This is a genomic window from Streptomyces sp. NPDC111520 (assembly GCF_055635295.1).
The window spans coordinates 25,969-51,389 of record NZ_JBVKBW010000016.1; the positions used below are offsets into that span (position 1 = coordinate 25,969).

Consider the following 25,421-nt stretch of genomic DNA (forward strand, 5'->3'; position numbering starts at 1 on the left):
TTCACCGCGTGGGCTCCGCCACGACGAGACCCTGCCCCTCGTCGGCCGGGCCTCGGCCGTCCCGTGGTCGTCGACCGCGGCCGTGCGCGAACCCGAACCACGGGACGTCGTCAGCAGGACCGAGTTCGACGCGGAACTGCTCGCCCGGGCGCGGAACCGGCCCGACGGCACGTGGGCCGAGCCCCGCAAGCCGAGGAGGGCGTGAGCCGAGCCGGGCGGGAGCCCAGCCGGCCCCCCGGCGGGTTCCGCGGCCGGTGCGCTAGCCGAATTCGCCGTCGCGCACGCCCAGTCGGAACGCCGCCCACTCCCGCGCGGTGAATCGCAGCGGTGGCAGGTCCCTCCGGTTCGAGTCGCGGACCGCGACCGCTCCGCCGCCGAGGTCGGCGACCTCCACACACGTCTTGTCCCACCTGTTGCTGTGGCTGCTCGTGACCCAGTCCGCGCCGGAGAGGTCCTTCGCGTACAGCTCGGCCTTGGCTGCGTCCATCATGGGAAACTCCTGTGGGTGTCGGATGGACGGTCTCTCCTCAGCATCACTCCGATGGCCCCGACGCGCATGTCGCCTCCAGCCCGGCCGGCGCGATCCCGGCCGCACCACGTGGCGACGCGGCGTCGATCGTGCGCCGAACCGGCTGCATCACCGCGCCGTGTGAGGTGACGTCAGTTTCGCCGTAGGAACTCGCGCGCCATCGCGACCATGGCACGCGCCGCGGCACCTGGCGGGCGCTCGGAGGGAACGGCCAGGGAGAACCGCCATTCCAGGTCCGCATCGGCGACGGCCGGCGTGGCGACGGACCGTGCCGTGCCGAGGGCGACCCGTGGCAGCAGCGCCACGCCGAGGCCGTTCTCGACGTAGGCCACGCCGGAGGAGAGGTCGGTGATCTCGATGGCGACGCGGTGGGGGACGCCGGCGGCGTCGAAGGCCCGGTCGGCGACGGTCCGGTTGCTGTAGCCCACGGGGAAGTCCACGAAGTCCAGGCCGGCCAGGTCGGTGATCGAGACCGTGCGACGCTTCGCGAGCGGATGGCCGGCCGGCACGACGAGGTCGAGCACCGAGGTGGCGAGGTCGGTCAGCGTGACGCCTGCCGGGTGCGGACCGGGGCCCGAGACGAACGCGAGGTCGAGCCGCCGTTCGAGGAGGGCTTCGACCAGGCCCCGGGAGCCCGAGGGGGCGGCGCTGGTGCGCAGGAACACGCCGGGGTGACGCCGGTGGTACTCGCCCAGGAACACGGGCAGGTCGATGAGCCCCACCGTGGCCACCGCGCCGAGCCGCAGGGTGCCGCGCAGTCCGCCGTGGACCTCCGCCACCGCGTCCGCGCCCTCCCGGACGGCGTCGAGGGCGGCGTGGGCGCGCGGGAGGAGCGCTGCCCCGGCGTCGGTGAGCAGCACGCGTCTGGGGGTGCGTTCCAGCAGTGGTGTACCGAGTTCCCGTTCGAGGTTCTTGATCGTGGTGGAGACCGCGGACTGGACGACGTGCATCCGCGCGGCGGCACGGGTGAAGTTCGCTTCCTCGGCGACCGCGACGAAGTACTCGAGCTGGCGCAGTTCCACCTTCCGAGTATTCCCCGGTGAGTCCCCGAGGTATCTCTCGACGAGATGGCGGCGGTCTGTGACTTTCGTTGGACGGTGCTTGGAGCGTCCTGCGACTCTGTTGGAAGTTCAACCGATGAAAGGAGGCAGGAAATGGCCTACCGGACGCCACCGACCTATCTGGGAAGCGGTGACCCGGCGCGGCAGCGCAAGGACTACTACCCGCCGTGGCTGGACGATCTCGCCGACGACGTGACGCTGGAGGCCGGGGTCCTCAACGGGACCGTCCACGGGGCCGAGGGCGTCCGCGCGATATTGTCGTACGCACGCACCCTCTACGAATTCCAGGACTTCGTCCACATCGGCCCGTACGGGGACAACGGCTTCGTCGAGGACTACGCGGCGACGGTGGACGGCAGGCCGATCGCCAACATCGCCGTCGTGTACAAGAACGAGGACGGGAAGACGCAGCACCTCGTCATGAACCACCGTCCGCTCCCGATGCTCCGCTACTTCTCCCGGAAACTGGGCGAGCACTTCGCCGGGACGGAATACGCGAAGTACTGCGCCGACCCGTCGGGTACGGACCGCGACTGAACGACCCCACTCATTTCCGCAGTGGCGCGCGCATTCCCGATTCGCGAGGAGCGAGGGAGTGAATTCCCGGTTTCCCCGCGTCCCTGCCCGATGATCGGAAACCGCACACCTACAACGTCCGCCGAGGCCGTCGGGCGTCGAGAGACGAAAGGTCACCCATGTCTCGATCCATGCGTGCGCTCGTGGCCGGCGAGGTCGGGGAGCCCACCGATGTCCTGCGGCTGGAGTCCCGGCCCGTTCCCACGCCGAAGGCCGGTCAGGCGCTGGTGCGTGTGAAGGCCACTCCTGTCCACGCCAGTGATCTGCACGTGCTGCGCGGGCGCTACGGCTTCGCCCCGGAGTTCCCGGCGGTCGGCGGCCACATGGAATGCGTGGGCCGTGTCGAGGCCCGCGGCCCGGACACCGCGGGACCGGCGGTCGGCGAGCGCGTGGTGGTCGCCGCGGTCCCGGCGGTGCCCGGGCCCCCGGCGTCCGGCACGTGGCAGGAGTACCTCGTTGCCGACGTACGAAGGCTGCTGCCGGTCCCCGACGAGCTGAGCGACTCCAGCGCCTGCCAGCTCGCCGTCAACCCGCTGACCGCGCTGCTCCTCGTGACGCGTGAGCTCGACGTGCAGCCGGGTGAATGGCTGTTGCAGACGGCCGCGGGTTCCACCGTGGGCCGGCTGGTCATCCAGCTCGCCAGGCACCTGGGCATCCGCACGGTCAATGTCGTACGGCGACGCGACGCCGTCGAGGAGATCAGGGCGCTCGGGGGTGACGAGGTCATCTGCACCGAGGACGAGGACCTGGTGCGCCGGGTCGCCGAGATCGCGGGTCCGGACGGTGTGCACAAGGCCGTCGACTGCGTCGCGGGCGAGGTGGGCGCCCAGGTTTCGCAGGCGCTGGCGCCGGGAGGAGAGGTCGTGGTCTACGGCGCGCTCTCCACCCACCGGCAGACCGACCCCGCCGCGCTGACGATCCCGCTCCAGGCCCGCTCGGTCATCTACGGGACCAGGGCGGTCCGCGGCTTCTGGCTGAACCGCTGGTTCGGTACCGCCACGGCCGAGGAGGCGCTCCGCGCGCTCTCCCAGGTCCGCGGTCTCGTCGCCGACGGGGTGCTGAGCATTCCCCAGGGCCGGCCGTTCCCGCTGGAGCGCTTCACCGAGGCGATCGCGCTCGCTGAGGCAGCCGCTCGTGGCGCCAAACCGCTCTTCGTCTTCGAGGACGGCCGGGACCAGGGCGACCGGTAGGACCGCCCCGTCAGCCGGGCGGGGGCTGCCGCCCGGCGTGCCGAGGGGCGCGGTCAACGGCCGATCGGCTCGGGTGGCGCCGCCGGCGACCCGTCGGCGAGCACGGCCGCGGGGCGGCCGTGGGGCAGCCGGCGTACGGCCGCGGAGGCGATCGGGGCCAGGGCCGCCGCGGCGTACACGACTCCGGCGACCGCGGCCACCGGGTACCCCCCGAAGCGGTCGGCGAGCGGGCCGACGCCGAGCTGGCCGAGGGGAATGGCGACGTAGGAGAGCAGGTCGTCGAAGGACGAGACGCGCGAGAGGGAGCCGGGCGGTACGTGCTCCTGGAGGGAGGTGTCCCAGCCGATGCCCGCGACCGACGAGCCCAGTCCGGCGGTGAAGGCGGCGGCGACCAGCCAGGGGGCGCCCAGGTGCGTGCCGAGCGCGAGCAGCGGCAGTGCGCCGAGCACCCCCGCCAGCACGCTCAGCCGCAGTAGATGACGGACCGTCAACCGGTACATCAGCGCGCTCATCACCAGCAGTCCCGCACCGCGCGCGCTGAGCACGAGGCCCCACGCGGCCTCACCGGCGAGCTGCCGGGTCAGCACCGGGCCCAGGATCTGCCAGCTGCCGACCTGCACCAGGTTGACCACGCAGAAGCACAGCGACACCGTCCACACCCAGCGGATCCGGCGGTACGCGGCCCAGCCCTCGCGGATGTCCGCGAGCAGCCCCGGGCGGCGTCGTGACGTCGCCGCGGCGGCGGTGAGGGAGGGCAGGCGGGTGAGGCAGCCGGCGGCGATCAGATAGGTCAGCGCGTCGAAGGCGATGGCCGGTCCGCCGCCGACGGACGCCGCCAGGACCCCCGACAGGCTGGGGCCGAGGATCTTCGTGGCGTTGCGCACCGTACCCAGCAGTGCGTTCGCCTGCCGGATCCGGTCCCCGGGGACGAGTTCGGGCACGATGCCGCGCAGCGCCGGCGTGGTGAACGCGGCGAGCACACCGTTGAGGAACCCCAGCGCGGCCACCGGCCACAGGGCGTACCGCCCGGTCAGCAGGAGAGCGGCGACGGCGCCCTGGGTGACGGCCGAACCGAGGTGCGCCGCGACCAGCACCGTCCGGCGCGGCAGACGGTCGGCCGTCGCGCCCCCGACGAGCAGGAACAGCAGCAGCGGCACCATGTACGCGGTGAGGACGACACCGAGGTCGCCGAGGCCGTCCGCGGCGTCGAGGACCGCGAACGCCAGCGCCACCGGGGCCATCGCGGTGCCCAGCAGGGACACGGTCTGGGCGGTCAGGAACCAGCGGAAGCCGTGGTGCGGCGGAAGGGGCGGGAGCACGCGCGGAGTCTGCTGGAGGCGCCGCGCGGGGCACTATCGTTTCGGCGGGAGGCGAAAGATGACCTTGTTGCGGCTGAGCCCGCTGGCCCTGTCGCGGTCCCGGTTCGCCCTGTCGCCGCTGGCCGAGACCCTCGCGTCGCTGCACGTCCTGGCCGCCGGCCACTGCGATCCGTGGCTGGCCTCCTGGCACGACCGCCACCGCGCGGCGTTCCTGGCCGCGCTCGACGCCGACCCCTTCGCGAAGGGCCTGGTGCGGCTGCTGACCTCCACCACGTGGATGCCGGCGCACGTCGTCCTGCCGCCGGGCGCCGGCATGCGGACCGCGATCGACGGCGAACTGGCCGCCGTGGCGCGGGTGCCCGACGCGCGGGTGCGCGCCGAGCTGGAGGAGTCGGTGGCGCAGAGCTGGAAGGAGCACGACCTCCGCTGGCTGACCGGACGCGACTGGGCCGCCAGGACCGCCGAGGTGTTCCGCCGCACGTGGACCGCGCACGTCGCACCCGACTGGCCGCGCCGCCGGGCGCTGCTGGAGCGGGACGTCACCCACCGGGCGGGGCTGCTCGCCGCGTACGGCTGGCCCCGCGCCCTGGAGCACATGAGCCGGCACAGTGCCTGGGTCGGCGCGGACGCGATCCGCTTCAGCCACCGGGGCTCCCCGGACCGGGTCGTCGGCGACGAGGGGATGTTGTTCGTGCCGGTCGCCGCCATCTCCCGGGGCACCTGGCTGTGCGAGGCGCCGCCGGCGTCGTACGCGCTCGTCTACCCCGCGCGCGGCACCGCCGGGACGCAGCGGCGCCCCGAACCCCGGCGGGCCCTGGGGCGGCTGATCGGGACCGGCCGGGCGGCGATCCTCCTCGAACTGGAGCGTCCCGCGACCCCCAGCGAACTCGCCGCCCACCTCGGGGTGTCGCTCGGCACCGTCGGCGGTCACCTGGCGGTGCTGCGCGACGCCGGACTGGTCACCGGCACGCGTGTCGACCGCCGTGTCGTCTACCGGCGGACCGCCTCCGGCGACCTGCTCGCCGCGGGAACGGACGGCTGAACGCGGCACTCCCCAGGCCACGGGGGGAGACCTGGGGAGTGTGCGGAGATCATCGTCCTTCGAACGGCCGTACGTCAAGTCGGCGTCGTAGGCGCGCCGTTGAGGTGGTTCCGGTACCTCGTCCGCCGAGGGGGCGGTGATCATCGAACCGGGCAGGATTGATACGGTCCAGGTTGCCGGGGGACGGCAACGACGTGTGCCTGGAGGGGAGACGGGGCCATGGGGCGCGTAGCGCGGGAGGACCTGGAGGCGTACGCGCGCATGCTGGGCGAGGTCTCGGGCACGGGCCGGCGACTGCGGCGGGACGAACTGGACGCCCTCCGCGGGTCCGGTGAGCGCGCCGCCGGCGGGGGGTACGGGCTGCGCGACATCCTCGGCGCCTACCTGGCGGCGACCCGCGACGCGTGGGCCACGCTGCCGGGCCTCGCGGCCGCCGGCACCGCCAGGGAGGCGCAGCGGGCCGGAGAGGCGGTGCTGACCGCACTCGACGCCGCGGTGGCCGCGCTCGGCGAGGGCCACGAGAGTGCCCAGCGGTTCCTGGCCGGCCAGGAGGAGGCGGCCCGCGGGGAGTTCGTCGACGACCTGCTGTACGGGCGCAGCGACCCGGGACGGCTCGCCGAGCGCGCCCAGCGCTTCGGACTGCGGCTGGGACGGGGACACGCGGTGGCGGTGGCGCGCGGCGTGGACGCGTACGAGGACAGCCGGCCCGTGGTGCGGCGCATCGAGCGGGAACTGGTGGGCCGCTTCGGGCACCGCGAGGTCCTGGTGGCGAGCAAGGACGGCCGGCTGGTCTGCATCGCCCCCGGCGGCGAGCGCGCCGTCTTCGACGCGTTCGCCGATGCCGCGCTGCGCCCCGGCCCCGGTCACGGCGCGGCCCGCCGCGTGGCGGTCGGCCGCACCCACTCCGGCACCAGCGGCATCGTGCGCAGCTACGAGGAGGCCCTCGGGGCACTGGACGTCGCCGACCGGCTGCGCCTGCATCCCCCCGTGCTGCGCGCCGAGGAACTGCTGGTCTTCCCCGTGCTGATGCGGGACCGGGCCGCGATGGCCGACCTCGTCCGCACCGTCCTCGGTCCGCTGGAGCAGGCTCGGGGCGGGGCCGGACCGCTGCTGGAGACCATCACCGCGCACGCCGAGGCCGGCCACGTCAACGCGGAGGCCGCGCGCCGGCTCGGCCTCGGGGTCCGGACGTTCACCTACCGCCTGGAACGGATCAAGGTGCTGACCGGCTACGACCCCGGCGAGCCCCTGCACCGGTACACCCTGGAGACCGCGGCCATGGGCGCGCGGCTGCTCGGCTGGCCCGACCAGCCGCTGTAGGGCAGCCCTGGCTCCGGGCGCGGCGCCGTCAACGGGCCGTCAACAAGGCGTCAAGACTGCCGGGATCCGGCAATGTGCACCGGGTGCCTCCCCTGTCACCATCGTCACGGCACCGACAACGGAGCCGATGCGCGCGGAGCGGGCAGGACAGGGCCTTTCGGCCTGGTCCGGTCCGTCTCCGCGCTCGTGGGGCCACTGAGGACCGGGGGAGCGTCCTGACCGGTGGCTTGGACGTCGACGCCCTCGACGGGGGACATGGGGGACGGGGGAGAGGGTGTCGGCGCCCACCACGACGGCCGCGGGACGCGGGACTTCCGGCGCGACGGATCGCCGTCGTCCGCGCGCCGTCGCGTGCGTGCCGTTCAGTCGGGCGGTCAAGCCGGGCGGTCAGCCGGCGGCCGTCCGGGCGGAGGGACCGGGCCGGGTGTAGGCCCGCCGGGGTGCGAGTGAGTCGTGGCCCCCGGCGCAGACCACGACGGCCCCGACGGGCTCGTCGCAGTCGCGGTGGCGGACCTCCAGGGGCGGGCCCTCCGGGTCGGCGGTGTAGCGGTCGCCCCACTGCTTGAGGGCGATCATCGCGGGCCACAGGTCCCAGCCCTTGGGCGTGAGCCGGTACTCGTTGCGGGTGCGGCTGCCCGGTTCGCGGTACGGGACGGTGTCCAGGATCCCCGCGGCGACCAGCTTGCGCAGCCGGTCCGCGAGGACCGCTTCGGAGAGCCCCATGTGGCGCCGGAAGTCGTCGAAGCGGCGGACGCCGTTCATGGCGTCGCGCAGCACCAGCAGCGACCACTTCTCGCCGACGAGGTCGAGGGTGCGCTGCACCGTGCAGTTGTCGGTACTGGTGTCCAGCCAGGTCATGCGGTCATCGTAAGCTGGCTTCGGCATTGACATCCAGAGGTGCGACTGGCTAACTTCGAACGCCGAAGTCAGTTGGTCAGGGAGGGAACGCCCGATGGCGAGGTCACGCACGTTCGAGTGGGGGGACCCGAAGGTCTCCGCGGCCGCGGTCGGCCGCACCAGCGGCCTGGAGTTCCTGCGCGACGTGCTCGCCGGACGGCTGCCCGCTCCCCCCATCGCCTCGACCCTCGGGTTCACCCTCGAGGAGGTCGAGGCCGGCCGCGCGGTCTTCGCCATGGAACCGGGGGAGGAGCACTACAACCCCATCGGCAGCGTCCACGGCGGCGTCTACGCCACCCTCCTCGACTCCGCCGCCGGCTGCGCGGTGCAGTCCGTCCTCCCGGAGGGCATGGGGTACACCTCGCTCGACCTGAACCTGAAGTTCCTGCGCCCGGTCACCGTCGACACCGGCAAGGTCCGTGCCGTCGGCACCGTCCTCAACCAGGGCCGCCGCACCGCCCTCGCCCAGGCGGAGCTGTTCGACGCCACCGACCGCCTGCTCGCGCACGCCACGAGCAGCTGCATGCTCTTCCCCGTCCCCACGGGCTGAGCGGAGGGTGGCCCGGGCCGTGAGGCCCGGGCCACCGCTCCTCGACGTGTCGTCCGGGGCCGGACGGGTCACCCGTCCGGACCGGTGGTCACGCGTCCGTACGGGTGCCGCGGGCGGCGCCCGCCGACGCTGCCACGACGCACAGCACCGCGATCCACTGCGACAGGTGCAGCGACTCCCGGAGCACGACGAGGCCGATGAGGGCCGCCATCGCCGGTTCGAGGCTCATCAGGATGCCGAACACGCGCGGGGGGATCCTGCGCAGCGCCTCCAGGTCCAGCGAGTACGGGATCACCGAGGACAGCAGGGCCACGCCGAGCCCCGCCAGGAGTACCCACGGCTGGAGCAGCGACGTCCCGCCGTCGGCAACGCCGAACGGCACGGTGACCAGCGCGGCGACGGCCATGCCCAGGGCCAGACCGTTGCCCTCCGTGGTGTGACGGCCGAGCGCGGCACCGACCAGGATGTACAGGCCCCAGCACGTGCCCGCCGCGAGGGCCAACAGAAGCCCCACGAGGTCGAGTTCGCCGCGTCCCTCCATCAGCAGGACCACACCGCACGCGGCGAGCACGGTCCAGAAGGCGTCCAGCCATCGCCGCGACCCGGCCAGGGCCACCGCCAGCGGCCCCAGGAATTCGACGGTCACCGCGATCCCCAGCGGGATGCGGGCCAGCGACAGGTAGAAGCACAGGTTCATCGTGCCGAGGACCACGCCGTAGCCGAGCACCACCGTCCACGCGCGACGGCTCATGTGCGGCGACGGGCGCCAGAACAGCGTCAGCACCGCCGCAGCGAAGAAGAGCCGCAGCGCGACCGTCCCGAAGCTGCCCACCTCGGTGAACAGGTTCTTGGCCAGGGCCGAGCCCAGCTGGACGCTGACGATGCCGAGCAGCACCAGCGCCGTCGGCGGGATCGCGCCGTAGGTGCGACCGGCCCGCGCGGTCGGCGAGCGACGGAGGTGCGGGCCGTGTTCGGTGCCGTCGACGTTCAAGGTGGCCACGCGTGGATTGTCGGCTACGGTGCGCCGGGCGTCACGTGGTTTTCCGGCGACGCCGCGTCGCGCAGGCCGACCGCGTCGTGGCGCCAGAACGCGTCCGCGTAGACGAAGGTGCCGGTCATCCAGGGCTCGTACGCGGGGAGCGGCAACACCTGGAAGGCGGCGTCGGGGATGCGCAGCGACGGCTTGCGGAAGCCGAGTTCCCCGCCGGGCACGAACCCGAGGCGCGCGTAGTACGCGGGATCGCCCTCGACGAAGACCAGCGGGACCGCCCGCTCGGTGAGGATCCGCAGACCGTGCCGGACCAGCGCGGTGCCGGCGCCGCTCCGCTGGTGCCCGGGCACGACGGCCAGCGGGCTCAGCACGTGCACGCCGACCAGCCGGCGCGGGGCGTCGAGCAGGGCGCGGGTGAACATGACGTGCCCGACGACCCGGCCGTCGAGCCCGGCCACCAGCGAGACCCCGCCGGCCGGAGTGACGTCACCGCGCAGGGTGTCCACCAGGTCTGCCACGACCCGTCCGTGGCCGCCGAACGCCCGGAGGTGGACGTCCCGCACGGACGCGTGGTCGCCGGGGAGCTCTTCGCGAAGTTCCATGGCCGGGAGGGTAGGTGCCCCCTCCCGGCGGACGCACACGCTTTTGGCGGGGGAGGGGTTGTCGTGGGGTCGGGCCGGTCGATCCTCACCTTCGTCGGCGGGGTGGTAGGGCCCGTCTGGAACCGCACGACGTCGGCGACGCGCGTCACCGTGGGGAGGAGGGCGGGCTGGGACTCCTCGTGCGGGCCGCGGACGGCGGCGAGGGCGGAGTTCTCCCCCCGGCAGGCGCGACATCGTGGTCTCGCGCCCGCAGGCCGAGGAAGTGGTCGGGATCGTCGCGGAACCGGTCGCCCTGCTCGGCGCGGTCGTCCTCGACCCGGGCGGCGGCGGTGCCGTGCGCCGGGCCGAGGAGTACGCACACCTTCCGGCGGGAATGCAGGACGGCGCCGTCGTCGTGGGGATGGCGGGTGAGGTTCTGGGGGCCGGCCTCCACCGGGCCGCGCCGGCGATGGCGAGCCGGCGCGTCAACTCCCCTCCCTCCGTACCCGCTGCACCTCCCGGTGCAGGGCCCAGGCGTCGGCGACCGGGCCGAGGTGGCCGAGCTTGCCGGGGTTGAGCACCGTGCGGACGGCCTGGATCCGCCCGTCGAGCACGTCGAGGGCGAGGGTGTGCAGGACCCTGCCGTCCCGGTCGCGGAAGACCGCCCCGGGCTGGCCGTTGACCTCGTGCGGCTCGAACGTCACGCCGATCCGGAGCAGCAGGGGGAAGACCGTGCCCAGCAGCCGGGCCACGTTCTCCGCGCCCGCGACGGCCCGCGCCAGCTGGGGGGCCCGGCCGCCGCCGTCCCCCACGAGCTGCACGTCGGCGGCGAGCAGCTCACGCAGCGCGTCGACGTCCCCGTCCTTCAACGCGTCGAAGAACCGCCGCGCCAGCTCCTCCCGCGCCTCGCGGTCCGCCGCTAACCGCGGCCGCCCTGCCGCCATGTGCCGGCGCGCCCGGACCACGAGCTGACGGCACGCCGCCTCCGAACGCCCCACCGCCCCGGCGACCTCGTCGAAGCCGAAGCCGAACACCTCGCGCAGCACGAACACCGACCGCTCGAGCGGGCTGAGCCGCTCCAGCAGCAGGAGCGCGGCCATCGACACCGAGTCGGCGAGCTCCGCGGACCTGGCCGGATCCTGGTACGGGTCGCTCAGCAGCGGTTCGGGGAACCAGGGCCCGACGTACTCCTCCCGCCGCACCCGCGCGGAACGCAGCACGTCGATCGAGACCCGCGTCACCGCCGCCGAAAGGAACGCCTTCGTCGACACGGGCCGGGTGGACGAGGCGTCGAAGCGCAGCCACGTCTCCTGCACCGCGTCCTCCGCCTCGCCCACGCTGCCCAGGATCCGGTAGGCGATCGAGAACAGCAGCGGCCGCAGCTCCTCGAAGTCCTCCACCTTGGTCACGCCGGATTCCCTTCCCCCGGTCCCGGTCAGTGGAACCGGCCGGGCACGTAGTCGCCCGCCGGCTGCCGGGAGATGACGTTCAGCCGGTTCACCGCGTTCATGAAGGAGACCAGGACGACCAGGGCCGTGAGTTGCTCCCGGTCGAAGTGCCGGGCGGCGCGCGCCCACACCTCGTCGCCGACACCGGCGCCCGCGTCCGCGACCCGGGTGCCCGCCTCCGCCAGTTCCAGCGCGGCACGCTCGCCCTCGGTGAAGACCGTGGCCTCGCGCCACGCCGCGACCAGGTGCAGCCGTACCGGTGTCTCGCCCGCGGCGGCGGCCTCCTTGGTGTGCATGTCGACGCAGGCCGCGCAGCCGTTGATCTGGCTGACCCGCAGCGCCACCAGTTCCTGCGTCGCGGCGGGCAGCGACGACTCCTTGAACCACGTGCCCACCGCCATGAAGTGCTTGAGGGCCCTGCTCGCCGCCGGGTCGGCGAAGTAGTCCAGTCGCGCGTCCATGGTGTGCTCCTCCTGTGTCCCGCGTGGACGTCCGCGGTCGTCCACGGACTCACCCCCTGGGACGAGGCGGCCCGCGCCCCAGTGACACGGCACGGTGTGAGCTGCGTCTCCCAAGTGAGTAGCCGTACTCATGCGTTCGTGTGCCGGGTCCCACGACCCTTGGGGGCATGACAGACCTCACCGTCCCCGTCCGGCGCGCCGGACTGCCGATGGCTGCCGCCGCCGTCGCGCTCACCGCCCTGGTGGTGTCCGGGATCCAGCCCCGGGACCGCGGCACATGGGTGCTGGAGACCTTCTGGATCGTCATCGGGCTGCCGCTCGCGGTGGCGCTGCGCCGCCGGTTCCCGCTGACCGGGCTGCTGTGCGCGCTGCTCGCCCTGCACGCCGTGGTCCTGTCGGTGGGCGGTCACTACACCTACGCCCAGGTCCCGTTCGGGGACTGGCTGCGCGACACCCTGGACCTGTCGCGCAACCCGTACGACCGGATCGGCCACCTCATGCAGGGCTTCGTGCCCGCCGTGCTGGTGCGCGAGGTCCTCGTCCGCACCTCCCCGCTGCGCGGCAGCCGGTGGCTGGCGCCGCTGACCGTGTGCGCGTGCATGGCGTTCAGCGCGTTCTTCGAACTGCTGGAGTGGTGGGCGGCGTTGATCGGCGGGGACGCCGCGGACGCCTTCCTCGCCACGCAGGGGGACGTCTGGGACACCCAGTGGGACATGTTCTGCGCCCTGGTGGGCGCCGTGCTGTCGCTGCTCCTGCTCAGCCGGGCGCACGACCGCCGACTGGACGTCCTCGCACCGCGCATGACCGGTCCGTGGACCGGGTGAGGGCGGACGGCCGGCGTGCGACCGCGAGGTCTCACACCAGTGGCTGGCCGCCGTCGACCGCGAGGCACACCCCGGTCATGAACGTGTTGGTCATCGCGAACACCACGGCCTGGGCGACGTCCTGCGGCGTGCCGATCCGCCGCGCGGGGTTGCTCCCAGACAGGCGGGCGAAGAGTTCGGACTTGCCCGCGTCGCCCAGCCCGTCCCACGCGCCGGTGTCGATGGTGCCGGGGGACACGGCGTTCACGCGGATCGGGGCGAGTTCGACGGCCAGTGACCGGGTGACGGTGTTCACCGAGCCGTTCGTCGCGGCGACCGCGAGGAACCCCGGGTCGGGTTCGAGGGCCGCGACGCCCGAGAGCAGCACGAAGGAACCGTCCTGCGGCATGCGCGGGGCGAAGTGCTTGGCCAGCATGATCGGCCCGACCACCTTGGTGCGGAAGGACAGGACGATCGCCTCGGGCGTCAGCTCGGACACCCTGCCGCGGGCCCGGGCGGACGCCGTGGAGACGACGTGGTCCACGCTGCCGAGGTCCTCGGCGAGCGTCGCGATCGACTCCTCGTCGGTGAGGTCGACCTGCCGTACGGCGACGTCCGTGCCCTCGTAGGCCTCTTCGAGGCCGCTCCGCGACCGTCCGGCGGCGACGACCCGGGCGCCCTCGGCGCGTGCCGCCTCGGCGACCGCCCGGGCGATGCCGCTGCCGCGGCCCACCACCAGGACCGTCCGGTCCCGCAGGGAAGCTGACATGGGGGCTCTCCCTCGATCTCATCGTGTGCGTGTATCGCGCTTGGGTGTGCGGGCGGGACGGCCCTGGTGACGACACGGCCTAGCGGCCCCGCACCTCGTCCGTGTCGAGGCCCCGGTCCACGCCGTGCGGGAGGACCTGCTGGCCCGGTTCCGCCTCCAGCCGCTTGCCGTCGAGGGTGACCTCGACCCTGTCCGGCTCGAACGAGACGAGGCCGTCGATGCGGCCGACCTCCGGGTAGGCGTCGCGGTACGACCACGCGGCCTTCCGGACGCCGCCGATGTCGTAGTACTCGGCGATGCCCTTGTACGGGCAGAAGGTCCGGTCCTCGGCGGGCGTCAGCGCCGACGCGTCGACGTCCGCGCGCGGCACGTACCAGCGGGGCGCGAAGCCCGACTCGTACAGCACCACGGGGTGCTCGGAGCGGGCCACGACGTGGCCCTCGGAGCGGACCTCCAGCGTGCGCGAGGTGGTGCGGATGTCGATGCGGTGGTAGGCGTCGGCGGCGTGGCCGAGGATCCGGTCGTCCTCCTCGTAGAAGGCGTCCATCGCCCGCCAGGCGAAGGCGATCCGACCCCTGAGCTCGGACGCGTGCTCCGGGAGCGCGACCAGTTCCCAGGCGGCGCGCTCGGTCGTCCGGCCGCCGGCACGTACCGCGAACCAGGCCGTGGCCCCGAGGTCCTTGTGCCGGGTGACGTGCTCGCCCGCGACCAGCGCCTCCGGCAGGACGTCGGAGCGCGGGAAGTAGGCGACCGGGTAGCGGCCGGGTTCGTGGAGGAGCACCACGTCCTCGCTGTCGGCGATCCACTCGCCGGCGAACCTGACCCTCATGCGCCGTCGCAGGCGCTCGGCGAAGAGCAGCCGCTCGGGGAGCGGACCGGGCACCAGGAAGCGCCCGATCCGGGTGGTGGAGAGCGGCCCCTGCTGCCAGGACAGTCCCATGGCTCGTCCTTCCTCGTGGGTCGTCGCGATCGTCACTTCGACGCTAGGTCCGCCGTGTGCCCGGAACAAGCGATCAAGGATTCGTCTTTCGGAGGCGACGACGTCGGAAATCGACGGGCCGGTCTCCGCGGGCCCCCGGGCCGCGAGCCCCCTCGGCCCCGCGGGCCCCTGCGGCTCAGGTCAGGACCCGGCCCAGGAAGTCCCGGATGTGCCCGGCGACGGTCTCCAGGTGGCTCTCCAGCGCGAAGTGCCCGGTCTCCAGCAGGTGGACCTCGGCGTCCGGCAGGTCCTTCCGGAAGGCACGGGCGCCGTCGGGCCCGAAGATCTCGTCGCGCTCGCCCCAGACCGCCAGCAGCGGGACCCGCGAGTCCCGGAAGTACGCGTGGACCGCCGGGTACGCGTCGACGTTGCGCGGGTAGTCGCGGAACAGGCTGAGCTGGACCTCGTCGTTGCCGGGCCGGTCCAGGAGCGCCTGGTCGTGGACCCAGTTGTCGGGGCTGACCAGGCTGGGATCGTCCACCCCGTTCAGGTACTGCCAGCGCGTGACCTCGAGGGTGAGCGCGCCGCGCACGGCCGCCTCGGTCCCCGGGTTCGGGTCCTCGGCGTAGGCGAACAGCCCGTCCCAGAAGGGCCTGGCGAAGCCCTCCGTGTACGCGTTGCCGCTCTGGCTGACGATCGCGGTGACCCGTCGCGGGTCCGCCAGCGCGAGCCGCCATCCGATGGGGGCGCCGTAGTCCTGCACGTACACGGCGAAGCGGTCCACGCCGAGCTGTTCGAGCAGGCCGGAGGTGACCTCGGTGAGGGCGTCGAAGGTGTACGGGAAGTCCGTCACCGCCGGCATGGCCGACTGGCCGAAGCCGACGTGGTCGGGGGCGATCACGCGGTAGCGGTCGGCGAGGGCGGGGATCAGGTTCCGGAACATGTGCGAGCTCGTCGGGAACCCGTGGAGCAGCACCAGCACGGGGGCCGATGGGTCGCCGGCCTCCCGGTGGAAGACCTCCAGGCCGTCGACGGTGACGGTGCGGTAGTGGACGGTGCCGGTCATATCGGGCCTCCTCGGGCGCTGTGGTCGGTTGTGTTCCTGTGCGGGGCGGGCACCTCGGCGGCCGGGCCGTGGCGGCTACGCGGCCGGGAGCGCGGCGGCGGTGTCCACGTTCGGCAGCCCCCGGCGGCGCAGGTCGGCGACGAACCGCCGCACGAGGGCGTCCGAGGGCGTCAGCGTGAGCGCCACGATGTCGCGGTGCACACGGGGCTCCAGCCGCCGGACGACCGCGGCGGGACGTCCGGCCAGCGCCGACACCGGCACCAGGCTCACCCCCATGCCCGCGCCCGCGAGCTGGGCGGCGGTGCGCGGGCTGCGGGTGCGCAGCACGGGGCTCAGGGTCACCTGGTGGGAGGCGGCGAACCGGTCCACCCAGACGGCCATGCCGTTGCCGGGGTCGTAGTGCACGAACGGCTCGCCGGCGAGCTCCCCGGGCCCGACCGAGGCGCGGGAGGCGAACGGGTGGGCGGGCGAGGTGACCACCACCATCTCCTCCCGGCCCAGCACCTCGGTGTGGGCGGTGGTCGCGGTGGGTTCCGGTCCCACGACCAGGTCGGTGGCGCCGTTGTTCAGGTGCTCCACCATGCGGTCGGCACTGGTGAACTCCGCCAGCTCCAGCCGCACCCCGGGCCGGTGCGCACGCCAGCGCCGCAGTACCGGCACGAGCAGCCACGCGGTCATGGTCTCCGCGCAGGCGATCCTCAGCCGCCCGCCGTCGCCCATCCCGACCTGCCGTCCGATCCGGACGGCCCGGGCCGCGGCGTCCAGCGCGATCCGGGCCTCCTCGGCCGCGGCGCGCCCGGCCGCCGTCACCCGCACGCCGCGGGCCAGCCGCTCGACGACGGGGGTGCCGAGCTCCCGCTCCAGCGCCGCGATCTGGTGGGAGAGCGCCGGCTGCGACATGTGCAGGGAGGCCGCGGCCCGGGTGACCGAACCCTCGTCGACCAGGGCCACCAGGCACTCCAGTGCCCGCAGTGTCGCCATATGTAAAATCTATCCGAACTGTTCGAAACGTACACGAACCGAAAGCGGCCCCGGCGGGACGACGTGCTCCCCGCGGGTTCAGGCCGCCCCGTGGAAACCGCGCTCCTGCACCACCCAGGTGTTGCCGTCCGGGTCGGCGAAGGTGACGGAGCTGGCGTAGTCGCGGCGCTCCGGGTCCACCCCGGGCCGGAACCCGCCCCGCCAGTCCTCGACGGGCCACTTGTGCCGCGGCTCCCCGACGGCGACACCCCGTTCGGCCAGTTCGCGGCGGGCCCGCTCGACGTCGTCGACGACGAGGTGCAGGCCGTGCAGCGACCCGGGGACCGCATCGGTCAGACCGACGCCGATCTGCACCGAACACGCGGAACCCGGCGGCGTCAGCTGCACGACGCGGAATCCGTCGGCGGGCGCGTAGTCGACGTCGAGGGAGAAGCCGGCGCGCTCCGTGTAGAACGCCGCCGACCGGTCGACATCGGTCACCGGGACGATGACGACCTCGAGGCTGTAGTCCATCACTCCATCCTTGGCCAACGCCCGGCGAAACCGCGAGCGATGGGGCATGCGCAGCTCGAATGGCCGGCACAGAAGGAACGAATCCCGGGCCGGAGGCGCGGGTACGGCCGGCCGCGGCGGCCGACGGCCACGCCGGCACCGTGGAGGAGGCAGGCGTCGTCCCCGTGCCCGGCGGCCCGCACGACCCCGACGGCGACGGCCCCGAAGGCGACGACCCGGGCCCGCCGGCCGCCGCCGGTGGATCACCGGCCCGGCTCCCGCGATCGCGTGGGCAAGCCGGTGGCGTACCCCCTCGTGCCGCGGCCCAGCCCGACCCGGCGGTCCTCCACCACCGCCCGGACTGGGCTTCCCCGCGGGTCCGACATGCTGCGCGGCCTCTGATCGCCCCCGCGCCCCGGACCCTAGGATCACACCATGCCGAACCCACCGGATCGTGACGTTCCGTCAAGCGCGGCCGCCGACGACGGCATGCGCCTGTCGGACACCAGCCGGGTCGAGGGTTTCAGCGACGCCGTCTTCGCCATCGTGATCACCCTGCTCGTCCTCGACGTCTACGATCCGCACCACGCGCCCGGCGGCCTCGTGCCGGCACTCGCCGCCGCCTGGCCCGCCTACGTGGCGTTCCTCGTCTCGTTCCTCTACGTCGGTGTCATCTGGCTCAACCACCACGGGCTGTTCCGCCGCATCCGGCGCATGGACGTCGGCCTGCTGTGGATCAACCTCGCGATCCTGTTCAGCGCCGTGATCGTGCCGTTCCCCACTGCGGTCCTGGGGGACGCCTTCGGCGACGGGGGGACCACCCACGACCAGCGCGTGGCGGTCGTCCTGTACGCGCTGGTCGCGGCCGTCATGTCGGCCCCGTGGTGGGGGGTGTTCAGCTACCTGTGCGGCCGCCCGGAACTGCTGGAGCCCGGCGTGTCCCCCCGCTGGCTCCGGTCGCAGCGGATCCGGCCGCTGACCGGCCTCGTCCTGTACGTGGTCTGCGGCATCGGCGGCTGGTTCGTCGCCCCGGCCGTGGGGGTGGTCTGCATCGCCGTGGTGATCCTCTACCACGCGCTCACGAGCCAGGGACTCCACGAGGGGCCGCTCGGGCGGCTGCTCGGGGCCGCCCGGCGGCGGTGAACGGCGGCGTCCGTCACGCCGGCCCGCGTCCCGGCTGGAACGGGCCGAGCCGGGGCACGGACGCCTTCCCGGTGTTGGACACCTTGCCGCCGGTCCACGGGACCTTCAGGGACGAGGTCTCGTCCGGCGGTGTGACCAGTACCGCCGCCGGGGTCACCGTGGTCACGCCCGTGATGGCCGGGTTGGAGAAGGACATCGCCGCCCAGGCACTGGCGCCCGGTGCCAGCGTGACCCGCCGCGCGGTGTGACCCGTGGCGCGCTCCGGGTCCACGGTCACCTGCTCCCCGGCGGCGTTGACGAAGGCGAGGCCCGGGAAGCCGAGGACCGTGCAGGTGCGGCCGGAGCGGTTGGTGAGGACGACCGGGAAGTTCTCCTGGCCCGCGCCGGGGTCGTTGCGGCCGATCGACGCCGAGAGGTCCGAGGTGTGGCAACGCCCGCCGGACCGCGGCGGGGTGCTCGTGTGCCCCCGGGACGGGGGCGGCGCGGACACGGGGGGTGCCGAGGCGGAGGTGTCCCCGGGAGGCGTGACTGAGGCCGCCGGGTCCCCGCTCGCCGGGCCGGCCGAGCCGGGCAGCGTCCGCGGGGCGCTCGCGGTGTCCTTCGCGCCGCCGTCCCCGCAGCCGGTCAGCGCCGCCGCGAGGACGAGCCCGCCCGCGAGCAGCGGGAGCAGCCGGCCCCTGCCGCCGCGCGGTGCGGGACGCCCCGGCGTCGCGCTCCGCCCGGACCGTTCGCCGGTCATCCTCTCCCGCATCTCCTCGCGCATCGTCTCGTGCTCGGCCACGTGCATGTCCCGTTCCTCCTCGGCGGGCCGCGGTGGCCCTGCGCCGGTCCGTATCCGTACACCCCGTGGGATGCACGGCGGGCGGCGGAAGTTCTCGGCGGTCCTTCCCGGCGGTCGCTCCCGGCCGCCGGACGCGGCGGCCGGTGTCTCACCCGGTGATCCGCAGACCGCCGAGGACATCATCGGTCAGGTCGCGGCCACCGGCCTGCCGGATCTGCACGTACACCCCGGTCCGGGCGGCACCCGCCCGGGTGAGGCTGATCTCGTCGACCGAGCCGCCCCGCGCGCCGCAGTCGGTCCAGTGCCGGACCCGGCCGCTCCACCCCGGCGGCCCGTCCTTCCCCCAGCCCCGGCTGCCCCGGTAGCGGCAGCCGCCGTGCCGCACCGCACCCACCCGGGCGGTGGGATCGCCCCCCTCGCTCAGGCCGACGAACACGCCGTCGACGCCGGCGCCCAGGTCCTGCCACCTTGCCGCGTCCGAGGCGACCAGCAGGGCGGGCGCGTGCGATCCGGGCAGCCCCAGCGCGCCGGGGTCCCAGCCGCCCGGTACGAGTTCCCGGCCCCATCCCGCGGGGACCTCCACCCGGATCCGGCCGGTGGCGTCGCTCACCACCGTCGGCGCCGCGGCCCGGGGCGCACCGGATCGTGAGGCGGCCAGGCCCGCGCCGGCGGCCGCCAGCACCGCGGCGCACAGGGCCACCACCAGGGCACGCCCACGGCGTCGGCGCGGCCGCGCCTCCTCGTGACCGGCCGACCGGGCGGCCAGCGCCTCCAGTTCGTCGGCGAACCGTGACGCGCTCGGCCAGCGCTTGCGGCGGTCCGGCTGCAGGGCGCGGAGCACTGCCCGCTCGACCGCCGCCGGGAGGCCCGGGCGCAACCGGCCGGGCCGTACGACCTGGCCCGCGGGACCCGGGACCGAGCCCGTGACCAGGTGGTACAGCAGGGCGCCCAGCCCGTACACGTCGGCGCGCACGTCGATGCCGCCGTCCGGGCGGGCCTGTTCCGGCGCCATGTAGCCCGCGGAACCGGCGGCCATCGTCAGGCCGGAGGCCTGGGCGAGCGCCTTGGCCAGACCCAGATCGGCCACGAGCACCCGCTCCCGGCCCTCCCGGGCGCCGCTGATCAGCACGTTGGACGGTTTGATGTCGCGGTGGACGACACCCGCCTCGTGCAGCGCCGCCACGCCGCGGGCGGCCTCCGCCGTCAGCCGCAGCGCCTCGGGCAGGGACGGCCGTCCGCGGGCGAGGAGGTCGCCCAGGGTGCCCCCGTCGGCGTACTCCATCACGAAGTAGGGCCGCTCGTCGGGGAGTTCCCCGATGTCGAAGACCTGCACCAGCCGGCTGGACGCGGCCATGCGCAGCAGCCGGGCCTCGGAGAGGAAACGCTCCCGCAGATCCATGCGGTACGCCCAGTTCTCGGCCATCACCTTGACGGCGACCGGTGCGTCGAGCGAGTCGTCGTGGGCCAGCCACACCATGGCGAACGCCCCCGAGCCGACGGGCCGCACCAGCCGGTAGCGGCCGATCTGCTGAGGTGGGGGCATGTGCCTATCATGCACCGACAACCGGAAGGACCGAGGAGGACCCCTGTGACGCCCGCCCAGGAGACGGAGGAGTTCGCCGTGCGGGCGGCGGCCGGGGACGCCGCGGCCCTGGAACTGCTGCTCGCCCGGATCCGGCCCGAGGTCCTGCGCCGCTGCGGCCGCTTCCTGCCCCACCGCGAGGACGCCGAGGAGGCCGCTCAGGACGTGCTGTTCCAGGTCGCCCGCAGCATCGGCTCCTTCGAGGGGCGCAGCCTCTTCCACACCTGGCTGTACACGGTCGTGGCCAACTGCGCCCGCCAGAAGTACCGCGAGCTCAAACGGCGGCGCGCCGAACAGCCCCTCTCCGCGGCCGATGCCGACACGCCCGACCCGCGCAGGACCAGCGTGGTCGCGGGGACCCGGCTCGACCTGCTGGACGCCCTCGAACGGCTGGAGGCCGTCAGCCCCGAGCTGGTCGCGCCGCTGGTGTACCGCGACATCTGCCAGCTGGAGTACCGCGAGATCGAGCAGCGCCTCGGCATCCCGCTCGGCACGGTGAAGTCCCGCCTGCACAAGGCGCGCAGACAGGTACGGCAGTGGCTGGTGGACACGGGCTGACGGCCGCGGTGGCGCGGTCCGTCGCGAATTCCCCCGGCGGACCGGGAACTTGTGCCGGACTTCGTGCAACTCACCCATCCGGGGGCGGTGTGTGCCGTCGCCCGAGGATGCCGACAGGAGGTGCGAATTGTCCATGTTCCCGAGCCGTCCGCGCCACCGGCGCAGACGGCTGTCCCTCGGTGCCGGTCTGCTGAGCGCCGCCGTCCTGGCCGTGCTCGGGGTCGCCCCCGGGCCGGCCCGGGCCGCGGAGGACGGGCCCGGCACGGCGCCGTCCGCGTCCGCGCACACACCGCCGGGCCACGTCGAGCCGCTCTGCGGCACGCCCGAGCCGCACGAGTTCACCTGCTTCGGCCTGCGGCGTACCGACCTCCCCGCGCGCAAGGGCCTGCGGACGGCAGGGCAGGAGCCGGAGGGCTTCGGCCCCGCCGACCTGCGCGGCGCGTACGGCCTGCCCGCCGACGGCGGGGCGGGCCGGACCGTCGCCGTCGTCGACGCCTTCGACAACCCGGACGCCGAAGCCGACCTCGCCGTCTACCGGGCGCAGTACGGGCTGCCCGCCTGCACCACGGCCAACGGCTGTTTCACCAAGGTCGACCAGCGCGGCGGCACCCGCTACCCGGACCCCGACCCCGGCTGGGCCGGGGAGATCTCCCTCGACCTGGACATGGTCTCGGCGGTCGCCCCCGGCGCCCGGATCCTGCTGGTCGAGGCGGACTCCGCCGGCGTCGACGACCTGGGGGCCGCCGTCGACCGGGCCGTGGCGCTCGGCGCGGGATACGTCTCCAACTCCTACGGCTCCAACTACGCGTTCTTCCCCGAGGACCCGGGCGAGTCCGCGGCCGACGTCCACTACGACCACCCCGGTGTCGCCGTCGTCGCCTCCTCCGGGGACTCCCGCTACGGCGTGGCCTACCCGGCCGCGTCCCCGTACGTGACCGCGGTCGGCGGCACCACCCTCACCCGGGACGCGGGCACCGCCCGCGGCTGGTCGGAGTCGGTGTGGGACCACGACGGGGCCGGCACCGGCTCCGGCTGCTCCCGCCACGAGCCCAAGCCCGTGTTCCAGAAGGACGCCGGCTGCGCCGGACGCACGGTCGCCGACGTGTCCGCCGTGGCCGACCCGGCCACCGGTGTCGCCGTCTACGACGGTTACAACGGCGGCGGCTGGGGCGTGGCGGGCGGCACCAGCGCCTCGGCGCCGATCATCGCCGGCGTCTACGCCGTCGCGGACGCCCCGGTCCCCGGGACGTACCCCAACACCTACCCGTACGCCCGCGGCGGCGCCGGACTGCACGACGTCACCGGCGGCGCCAACGGCCGTTGCACCCCCGCCTACTTGTGCACCGCGGGCCCCGGCTACGACGGGCCCACCGGCCTCGGCACCCCGGACGGCACGGACGCCTTCCGCATGGGTCCGCACGGCACGGTGACGGGCACGGTCAGCGACCGGCGCAGCGGCTCGCCCCTGCCCGGGGCCGCGGTGACGGCGGGCGTCTTCCGAGCCACCACCGACGCCCGCGGCCGCTACACCCTGCCGCTGCCCGCCGGCCGGCACGACGTCGAGGTCCAGGCGTACGGCTACGCGCCCGGCGGCGCGGCGGACGTCGACGTCCGCGACGGCGCCGCCGCCACCCGGGACGTCGCCCTGCGCAAACTGGCGACCCACCGGGTGTCGGGCACCGTCAACGACGGTTCGGGGCACGGCTGGCCGCTGCACGCGAAGATCACCGTGGACGGCGTTCCGGGCGCCCCGGCCTGGTCCGACCCCTACACCGGCGCGTACCGCCTCGACCTGCCCGCGAACCGCACCTACACCCTCCGGGTCGTCGCCGACGACTCGCACTACCGGCCCCTGGTACGGCAGGTGGCGGTCGGCGCCGCCGACCGGGAGCTGCGGCTGGCGCTGGCCGCGGACACCTGGGCGGCCGGCGACCCCGCCTACCGCCTGACGGTGCGCGACCTCGGCACCCAGTCCTTCGACTCCACGGCCGGGGCCCCCGCGGGCTGGAGCGTCGTCGACGCCCCCGGGACCGCGCGCGGGTGGTCGTTCGACGATCCGGGCGGGCGCGGCAACTCCACCGGCGGCTCGGGGGCCTTCGCGGTCGCCGACAACGACCACGCCGGCTGGGACACCGCGCTGGACACCCAACTCGTCAGCCCCGACTACGACTTCGGCGGCACCGGTGATCCCGCGCTGGCCTTCGCCACGGACTACCGGGGCGCCGCGGAGCAGAGCGGCGACGTCGACGTCAGCGACGACGGCGGCAGGACCTGGACGACGGTGTGGCACCAGGACCAGTTGTGGACCAGCGGCCGCGTGGAGGTCCCGCTGACCGCCTACGCCGGCGAGCGCGCGGTGCGACTGCGTTTCCACTTCACCGGGCCCGGCATGCTCTGGGCCGTCGACGACGTGACGGTCAGCCGGCGGACCCTCGCCCCGGTCCGCGGCGGAGTGGTCGCGGGCACGGTCACCGACGCGAACACCGGACACGGACTGGCCGCGGCGGTGGTGCGTGCCGGCGCCCACGGACCCTCGGCGCCGGCCGCCCCCGCCGGCGGCGACCCACGCGTCGGCGACGGCCTCTACCGCCTCTTCGTGCCGGGCGGCGGCAGCCGTGCCGTCACCGCCGCCGAGCCCGCCTACCGGACGGCCTCCCGTACCGTGACCGTCCGTCCCGACCGGGTCGTCAGGGCCTCCTTCCGCCTCGCGGCGGGACGGCTGTCGTTCGGCACCACCGGGATCGACACCACCACCGCACCGGGCGGCAAGGCGGTCCGCAAGGTGACGGTCCGCAACACCGGCACCGCCCCCGCCACGCTCCGCGTCGGCGAGCGCACCGGCACCGGCCCGGGCTCCGCACCCCCCGCCGACGCGTGGCGCACCCTTCCGGACCTCCCCGTCCCGGTGATGGACAACGCGGTGGAGACCGACCGGGGCAGGCTCTACTCCGCCCTCGGCTCCGACGGCTCCGCGCCCACCGCCGACCTGTACGTGTACGACCCGTCGGAGGGCACCTGGACCCGCGGCGCCCCGGCGCCCGAGCCCCGGCAGGCCACCGCCCACGGGATGATCGGCGGCCGCCTCTACGCCGTCGGCGGCTGGGGCCCGCAGGAGACGGTCAGCGGAACCCTCCAGGTCTACGACACGGCGCGGAACGCCTGGACGAGGGGACCGGCCGCCCCGCAGGGCCACTACGGCGCGGCGGGCGCCGTCCTGGACGGGCGGCTGTACGTCGTGGGGGGCTGCACCAACACCGAGTGCGCGAGCACCGTCGACGTCTTCGACCCCGCCTCCGGCAGGTGGGCCAGGGCCGCCGACTACCCGCAGACGATCAGCTGGGCCTCCTGCGGCGCCGTCAGCGGCCGGCTCTACTGTGCGGGCGGCACCCACGAGTACGTGGAGACGTCCGCGGCGTACGTCTACGACCCGGCGTCCGACACCTGGCAGCCCGTCGCGGACATGCCCGTGGGCCTGGCCACCGCCGCCTACGCCGCCGCGAACGGGCGGCTCCTGGTGTCCGGCGGCTTCAAGCGGGTCGGCGTCAACAGGGTCCTGACCCCGGAGGGTTACGCCTACGACCCGGGCAGCGACACCTGGAGCGCGCTGCCCCGCACCGCGACCGCCGTCTACCGCGGCGGCGGCGCCCCGGGCCTGTACCGGGTGGGCGGCAGCGGCCAGAGCCGCTTCCCGGTGCCGGTGGCCACCGTGGAGGAACTGCCCGGCTGGGACGGGACCGAGACGGACGTGGGCTGGCTCTCGACGAGCCCCGGGCGCCTGACCCTGCGCCCCGGCGAGCGCGCCACCCTCACCGTCACGACGGACGCCCGCGGCCTGCGCGGGCCGCAGGACCTCACGGCGTCCCTCGTCATGCGCGGCGACACGCCGTACTGGCTGCCGCCGCTCCCGGTGTCCCTGCACGTCACGGGGGGACGCACCCGGTAGGCCGTGGCGCGGCGCCCCCGGGAGGACCGGAGTCCGCCCGGGGGCGCCGCGCCCGCGGCTACACCCACCTGCAGGTCAGCCACTTCTCGTGGTCGTAGAGGTCCTGTGAGGGGTAGCGCTCCACGATGGGGACCACCTCCGTGGTCTCCCCGGGCAGGACGCGTTCGGGCAGGGCCCCGAAGCGGGCGCGGCGCGCCACCGCGCCGCTGTCCGCGGCCCGGTCCACCTTCACGACCCTGACGACCTTCCGCGTGTTCGGCATGCCGGTCCTCCCTTTCTCCGTGCCGTCCTCAGAAGACCTGGAGGAAGCACCCGCAGGCAATGGTGACGACGGCCACGGCCACGGTGGCCACTTTCATGACGCTGAGAACTCTCACGGGAACCCTCCGGTGGGGGATCGGCGGAGCCGGGGTACCGCC

General features: G+C 74.4%; 26 protein-coding genes. 10 read left to right on the forward strand and 16 right to left on the reverse strand.

Going from position 1 to position 25,421, the window contains the following annotated elements:
* The first annotated feature begins 82 nt into the window (after positions 1-82).
* Positions 83-205, forward strand: a complete 123-nt coding sequence (locus ACZ7MY_RS31520; RefSeq protein WP_499606693.1) for a hypothetical protein — start codon at positions 83-85, stop codon at positions 203-205.
* 54 nt (positions 206-259) lie between these two features.
* Here ACZ7MY_RS31520 and ACZ7MY_RS31525 read toward each other — a convergent pair whose 3' ends face one another.
* Together ACZ7MY_RS31525 and ACZ7MY_RS31530 are read right to left on the reverse strand one after the other, a co-directional pair.
* Positions 260-490: a DUF397 domain-containing protein gene (locus tag ACZ7MY_RS31525; RefSeq protein ID WP_499606694.1), complete on the reverse strand. Its 231-nt coding sequence runs from the start codon at positions 488-490 to the stop codon at positions 260-262.
* A 170-nt stretch (positions 491-660) separates the two neighbouring features.
* On the reverse strand, positions 661-1,551 hold the full coding sequence (locus tag ACZ7MY_RS31530) for a LysR family transcriptional regulator (protein ID WP_499606695.1): 891 nt from the start codon (positions 1,549-1,551) through the stop codon (positions 661-663).
* A gap of 132 nt (positions 1,552-1,683) precedes the next feature.
* Between ACZ7MY_RS31530 and ACZ7MY_RS31535 the strand changes: the two genes are divergently transcribed.
* Together ACZ7MY_RS31535 and ACZ7MY_RS31540 are read left to right on the forward strand one after the other, a co-directional pair.
* On the forward strand, positions 1,684-2,127 hold the full coding sequence (locus ACZ7MY_RS31535) for a nuclear transport factor 2-like protein (RefSeq protein WP_499606696.1): 444 nt from the start codon (positions 1,684-1,686) through the stop codon (positions 2,125-2,127).
* Between the two features lie 158 nt (positions 2,128-2,285).
* Complete coding sequence (locus tag ACZ7MY_RS31540; protein ID WP_499606697.1) at positions 2,286-3,356, forward strand: zinc-dependent alcohol dehydrogenase family protein; 1,071 nt, start codon at positions 2,286-2,288, stop codon at positions 3,354-3,356.
* Positions 3,357-3,409: 53 nt separating this feature from the next.
* Here ACZ7MY_RS31540 and ACZ7MY_RS31545 read toward each other — a convergent pair whose 3' ends face one another.
* Positions 3,410-4,675: an MFS transporter gene (locus tag ACZ7MY_RS31545; RefSeq protein WP_499606698.1), complete on the reverse strand. Its 1,266-nt coding sequence runs from the start codon at positions 4,673-4,675 to the stop codon at positions 3,410-3,412.
* Between the two features lie 58 nt (positions 4,676-4,733).
* On the opposite strand from ACZ7MY_RS31545, the gene ACZ7MY_RS31550 reads away from it, so the two are divergent.
* The gene (locus tag ACZ7MY_RS31550; protein WP_499606699.1) at positions 4,734-5,717 is read left to right on the forward strand and encodes a helix-turn-helix domain-containing protein; all 984 of its coding nucleotides are present in this window, start codon (positions 4,734-4,736) and stop codon (positions 5,715-5,717) included.
* A 219-nt stretch (positions 5,718-5,936) separates the two neighbouring features.
* Positions 5,937-7,037, forward strand: coding sequence for a PucR family transcriptional regulator (locus ACZ7MY_RS31555; protein WP_499606700.1), 1,101 nt, complete (start codon positions 5,937-5,939; stop codon positions 7,035-7,037).
* A 387-nt stretch (positions 7,038-7,424) separates the two neighbouring features.
* Here ACZ7MY_RS31555 and ACZ7MY_RS31560 read toward each other — a convergent pair whose 3' ends face one another.
* Positions 7,425-7,895 carry a winged helix-turn-helix transcriptional regulator gene (locus tag ACZ7MY_RS31560; protein ID WP_499606701.1) on the reverse strand — a complete coding sequence of 157 codons (471 nt, stop codon included), beginning with the start codon at positions 7,893-7,895 and terminating at the stop codon, positions 7,425-7,427.
* Positions 7,896-7,989: 94 nt separating this feature from the next.
* Here ACZ7MY_RS31560 and ACZ7MY_RS31565 point away from each other — a divergent pair, with 94 nt between their 5' ends.
* The gene (locus tag ACZ7MY_RS31565; RefSeq protein WP_499606702.1) at positions 7,990-8,484 is read left to right on the forward strand and encodes a PaaI family thioesterase; all 495 of its coding nucleotides are present in this window, start codon (positions 7,990-7,992) and stop codon (positions 8,482-8,484) included.
* Between the two features lie 88 nt (positions 8,485-8,572).
* On the opposite strand, the gene ACZ7MY_RS31570 is transcribed toward ACZ7MY_RS31565, so the two are convergent.
* The 4 genes from ACZ7MY_RS31570 to ACZ7MY_RS31585 form a co-directional block, all read right to left on the reverse strand.
* The gene (locus tag ACZ7MY_RS31570; protein WP_499606703.1) at positions 8,573-9,484 is read right to left on the reverse strand and encodes an EamA family transporter; all 912 of its coding nucleotides are present in this window, start codon (positions 9,482-9,484) and stop codon (positions 8,573-8,575) included.
* Between the two features lie 14 nt (positions 9,485-9,498).
* A complete protein-coding gene (locus ACZ7MY_RS31575; protein WP_499606704.1) occupies positions 9,499-10,077 on the reverse strand; it encodes a GNAT family N-acetyltransferase in 579 nt (192 codons plus the stop codon).
* Between the two features lie 464 nt (positions 10,078-10,541).
* Positions 10,542-11,465 (reverse strand): RNA polymerase sigma-70 factor, encoded by a 924-nt coding sequence (locus ACZ7MY_RS31580; protein ID WP_499606705.1) that lies wholly within the window; start codon positions 11,463-11,465, stop codon positions 10,542-10,544.
* 26 nt (positions 11,466-11,491) lie between these two features.
* Positions 11,492-11,965: a carboxymuconolactone decarboxylase family protein gene (locus ACZ7MY_RS31585; protein ID WP_499606706.1), complete on the reverse strand. Its 474-nt coding sequence runs from the start codon at positions 11,963-11,965 to the stop codon at positions 11,492-11,494.
* A gap of 167 nt (positions 11,966-12,132) precedes the next feature.
* On the opposite strand from ACZ7MY_RS31585, the gene ACZ7MY_RS31590 reads away from it, so the two are divergent.
* Complete coding sequence (locus ACZ7MY_RS31590) at positions 12,133-12,789, forward strand: DUF2238 domain-containing protein (RefSeq protein WP_499606707.1); 657 nt, start codon at positions 12,133-12,135, stop codon at positions 12,787-12,789.
* A gap of 31 nt (positions 12,790-12,820) precedes the next feature.
* Here the strand turns inward: ACZ7MY_RS31590 and ACZ7MY_RS31595 are convergent, their stop codons facing one another.
* From ACZ7MY_RS31595 to ACZ7MY_RS31615, 5 genes are all read right to left on the reverse strand, one after another.
* Entirely contained in the window at positions 12,821-13,537 is a 717-nt protein-coding gene (locus ACZ7MY_RS31595) for an SDR family oxidoreductase (protein ID WP_499606708.1), read from the reverse strand.
* A gap of 79 nt (positions 13,538-13,616) precedes the next feature.
* Complete coding sequence (locus ACZ7MY_RS31600) at positions 13,617-14,513, reverse strand: DUF427 domain-containing protein (protein ID WP_499606709.1); 897 nt, start codon at positions 14,511-14,513, stop codon at positions 13,617-13,619.
* A 139-nt stretch (positions 14,514-14,652) separates the two neighbouring features.
* Positions 14,653-15,522 carry an alpha/beta fold hydrolase gene (locus ACZ7MY_RS31605; protein ID WP_499606710.1) on the reverse strand — a complete coding sequence of 290 codons (870 nt, stop codon included), beginning with the start codon at positions 15,520-15,522 and terminating at the stop codon, positions 14,653-14,655.
* Between the two features lie 75 nt (positions 15,523-15,597).
* Complete coding sequence (locus ACZ7MY_RS31610; protein ID WP_499606711.1) at positions 15,598-16,503, reverse strand: LysR family transcriptional regulator; 906 nt, start codon at positions 16,501-16,503, stop codon at positions 15,598-15,600.
* Between the two features lie 78 nt (positions 16,504-16,581).
* The gene (locus ACZ7MY_RS31615) at positions 16,582-17,016 is read right to left on the reverse strand and encodes a VOC family protein (RefSeq protein WP_499606712.1); all 435 of its coding nucleotides are present in this window, start codon (positions 17,014-17,016) and stop codon (positions 16,582-16,584) included.
* 414 nt (positions 17,017-17,430) lie between these two features.
* On the opposite strand from ACZ7MY_RS31615, the gene ACZ7MY_RS31620 reads away from it, so the two are divergent.
* Entirely contained in the window at positions 17,431-18,138 is a 708-nt protein-coding gene (locus ACZ7MY_RS31620) for a TMEM175 family protein (RefSeq protein WP_499606713.1), read from the forward strand.
* Between the two features lie 13 nt (positions 18,139-18,151).
* Here ACZ7MY_RS31620 and ACZ7MY_RS31625 read toward each other — a convergent pair whose 3' ends face one another.
* Together ACZ7MY_RS31625 and ACZ7MY_RS31630 are read right to left on the reverse strand one after the other, a co-directional pair.
* Positions 18,152-18,925: a DUF4232 domain-containing protein gene (locus tag ACZ7MY_RS31625; RefSeq protein ID WP_499606714.1), complete on the reverse strand. Its 774-nt coding sequence runs from the start codon at positions 18,923-18,925 to the stop codon at positions 18,152-18,154.
* A gap of 142 nt (positions 18,926-19,067) precedes the next feature.
* Positions 19,068-20,462, reverse strand: coding sequence for a serine/threonine-protein kinase (locus ACZ7MY_RS31630; protein WP_499606715.1), 1,395 nt, complete (start codon positions 20,460-20,462; stop codon positions 19,068-19,070).
* Positions 20,463-20,471: 9 nt separating this feature from the next.
* Between ACZ7MY_RS31630 and ACZ7MY_RS31635 the strand changes: the two genes are divergently transcribed.
* The gene (locus ACZ7MY_RS31635; RefSeq protein WP_499606716.1) at positions 20,472-21,059 is read left to right on the forward strand and encodes an RNA polymerase sigma factor; all 588 of its coding nucleotides are present in this window, start codon (positions 20,472-20,474) and stop codon (positions 21,057-21,059) included.
* Between the two features lie 133 nt (positions 21,060-21,192).
* Positions 21,193-25,002: a Kelch repeat-containing protein gene (locus ACZ7MY_RS31640; RefSeq protein ID WP_499606717.1), complete on the forward strand. Its 3,810-nt coding sequence runs from the start codon at positions 21,193-21,195 to the stop codon at positions 25,000-25,002.
* 58 nt (positions 25,003-25,060) lie between these two features.
* Here the strand turns inward: ACZ7MY_RS31640 and ACZ7MY_RS31645 are convergent, their stop codons facing one another.
* Positions 25,061-25,264, reverse strand: coding sequence for a hypothetical protein (locus ACZ7MY_RS31645; protein WP_499606718.1), 204 nt, complete (start codon positions 25,262-25,264; stop codon positions 25,061-25,063).
* Between the last annotated feature and the right edge of the window lie 157 nt (positions 25,265-25,421).